The following is a 3,278-nucleotide window of genomic DNA, read 5'->3' as shown; positions in this document are numbered from 1 at the left end:
TTAAGTTTAAATGGTATAACAGTTGTTTTACCAACTTTTTTGGCTATTAAATCTTTTAAAAACAGCAAATAAATTAATAATAGCAAACCCTTTTATCGATAATAGCGATATAAAAATAGTACTGGAAAGATCTTATATTTCTATTTGTTAAATAAAATTAAACAAAAAAGTTTTATTATTTAATTTTTGGCATTATATTTGCTGACTCTTTTTGGATTTAATTTAAAATAAATCTAAATAAATTTTAAAAAAATATTACGTTATGAAAAAAATGATTTTACTTCTTTCGATTAATTTATTGCTGTCTTGTAGTAAAGATAAAGAGCTAAACGATTTAAAACCGGATGATAAAACAAACATGACTACTGATGTGGTTGTATCAGTAGATCCGACTGAAGAGGAGTTAATGAAATATTTTGATATAGAATCTACACAAGATATTGATAAGGCGGCTAATAATATAACAACAATAAGAGAATCAAAGAAGATTGAGGCTAAAGAATTATCAGTAAAGGAAGCAATAATAGAAAAAAAAGATGTTGAACAAGGGATAATTACAGTGAAAGTTTCTGGGAAATTTGCTACAAAAGTTTTTTCAAAAGCATATACATTTTCTAATTTTGTTCAAAAGCCCCATGATTCATACATGCTAAGTAGAGCTAATGTAAGTTGGAAACCCGAATTTGAAAAAAACCCCGAAGAATTGACAGGTATAGATTTTGATGCTTTTTATCGATTAAATAAAAAAGATCTCATTACTATGGAATACTTAAGTAAATGGGTAGATATATATTCAAGTAATCCACCCTCAGGAAAATTCTATAAATTTACTCCTGAGGATCTGAAAAACACAGAAATCGTAGAAGTAACCTATACAGATAGAGCGTTTAATTTTAGAATAAAATATAAAAATACAGTAGGAAACTATATTAGGTTATCTTTTGATAAGAACGTGTATTATAAAACAAAGGTAAGCCTAAATAAAGATCAAATAAAAAAATACTACGTTCAAGGGACTTTTGAATATTTTGGAGATTTTTATGCTGATTTAACAAATGTATCAGACGATTTTAATTTAGAATTAGTAGATAATAGTAAAAATTTAGACAGAAGCGAGAATTCTATATCATGTCGTTTATCTTTGTTAACAAAAAATGATGTTGAATTAGCCAATTTTGAATATGATTTTGAAGGATTTAAACCATTGTCTGACTTATCTAAAGAATTAGTTGCTCAAACAACAAGTGAATTAAACCAATATATGATACGTTATTTAATAAATACTCCTGATGGTAACGTTCTAGAAAAAGTAAAAAAAACATCACATCGTTGGATAAAAATGGCTCAATTTGGAGTTATCAGAAAAGATAATATTATTAATACACTGGGAGGAAGTTCTGTTATTCGTTTACCAGATAATCAATTAGCATTAAAACTGCGAAATGGAGAGGCAACTCAATATAATATTTCAGTAGAAGCCTTATTACCTATAAGTACAAGAGTACTTCATCAAGATATATTATTAATTAATCCTTATTTTCAAATAAACTCAGCCGTCAAAAAACAAGGAAAATTAATTGTAGAATTAGAATTATATAATGTTAACGAGCAATCTTTAAAAAATCTCAAAAGAGAAATCGAAATTGAATTATAAGATTTCAATACAAATACTCTTAAATATATAAAATCAATTTTACGGGGCTGTTTGAAAATAAATAACTTAGCGGTTCGTTATCATTTCACCATTAGAAGAAAACACATGGTTAGTATCAATACGATTTTCCCTTTTGGTCGGAAGGATAAAGAGGATATTTTTTTCGACAGCCTCAGTGAAATATTCCCAATCCTTCTATCTTTTAAAAGTTAATGTTGTACCTTTTTAAGAGACTATTCTAACGAATCATAGATCGTTTTGCCAAATAAATCTAAAAAAGTACTTAGGAAATACTTTTTTACTATATCATATAGGGTATTTATATTAAAGATACCATACTAATTCCATTTTATAATTATTATCTTCTGGTTAATATTAAAAAAAATAAACATGAAAATAATTGATCTATCCAAAACAATTTATCAAAACGCTAATGATCCTTTCTTTATGAAAGTTAAGATCAAACATAAACCTCACAAAAAATCAAAATGGATTATAAGATTGTTTGGGTTACCCTTTAATTTATTTCCGAAACATTTTACCGGATGGGCTGATGATATGATTAAACAATTAGGCGTACATGCTACGACTCATTTAGATGCACCCTATCATTATGGTCCCTTTTGTGAGGGAAAACCTGCTAAAACGATTGAGCAAATACCATTAGAATGGTGCTATGGTAATGGCGTTATTATAGACATGAAACACAAAAAAGACTTTGATATAATAACAAAAAACGATATCGAAAATTTTCTAAACCAACAACAAATAAATATTCAACCAGGAAATATAGTTTTAATAAAAACAGGTCGTGATAAATATATATACGACAAAAATTATTATAAAAAAGGAACAGGGATGTCTGCGGAAGCCACATTATTCTTAATCCAAAAAGGAGTAAAAGTAATGGGAATTGATCAATGGGGTTGGGATTTACCCTTGCCTTACCAAATAGAACAAGCAAAAAAAAATAATCGAAGCGATATTTTTTGGGAAGGGCATCTAGTAGGAGTAGATCATGAATATTGTCACATGGAACAGTTAGTTAATTTAGATGAATTGCCTTATACAGGTTTCAAAATTGCTTGTTTCCCTTTAAAATTAAAAGGCGCTTCAGCAGGACCATCAAGAGTTGTTGCTATATTAGAATAAAATAATTACACCTATCTACTCTTAAATTCCCCATAAAATCTGAATCTATTACAAACATAATTAGTAGATAATTGGTTGTTGCCCCATACGTTTTATTTCTAATAAAATTTATATAAAAAGGACGTTTTTTTAAAAGCCTTTACTTAGGATTGTCCTCTGTTATAAAAGGATCAATCCTAAGTACTATGTTGTCTTTTTTTCTGTTAAATATTACCTTCAGCTAAACCCTATTTATTGTAAGAGTTATACTTAACTCAAAAAACGAATTACGCTTTTTGACCATTAATCAATAGTCAAAACAATCAATCTATTTTTTAGATAAGTGTTCTTTTCTAAAAAAGATAAACGAATACATCTAGGACTTGTAAAAAAAATATAATAGAGGACCTTGTTTTAATAAAATAACAAATAACAAAAAACAAAAACACTCAATTATATGAACAATATTTTATACACCTAATACTAATATTTA

The 3,278-nt window shown here is 27.3% G+C and carries 2 protein-coding genes; both read left to right on the top strand.

Features of this window, described 5'->3' with window-relative positions:
• The first annotated feature begins 262 nt into the window (after positions 1-262).
• Positions 263-1,654, top strand: a complete 1,392-nt coding sequence (locus B0A78_RS13880) for a hypothetical protein (RefSeq protein WP_065213305.1) — start codon at positions 263-265, stop codon at positions 1,652-1,654.
• A 390-nt stretch (positions 1,655-2,044) separates the two neighbouring features.
• Positions 2,045-2,806 (top strand): cyclase family protein, encoded by a 762-nt coding sequence (locus tag B0A78_RS13875; protein ID WP_014165644.1) that lies wholly within the window; start codon positions 2,045-2,047, stop codon positions 2,804-2,806.
• The last annotated feature ends 472 nt before the right edge of the window (positions 2,807-3,278 follow it).

Source organism: Flavobacterium columnare NBRC 100251 = ATCC 23463, from assembly GCF_002530675.1.
Lineage (GTDB): Bacteria > Bacteroidota > Bacteroidia > Flavobacteriales > Flavobacteriaceae > Flavobacterium > Flavobacterium columnare.
Note: the sequence above shows the minus strand (reverse complement) of the source record. Positions and strands in the feature narration are given on the sequence as shown.

Coding starts and splice junctions, on each gene's coding strand:
- B0A78_RS13880 (WP_065213305.1), top strand. CDS start 263: ATGAAAAAAATGATTTTACTTCTTTCGATTAATTTATTGCTGTCTTGT.
- B0A78_RS13875 (WP_014165644.1), top strand. CDS start 2,045: ATGAAAATAATTGATCTATCCAAAACAATTTATCAAAACGCTAATGAT.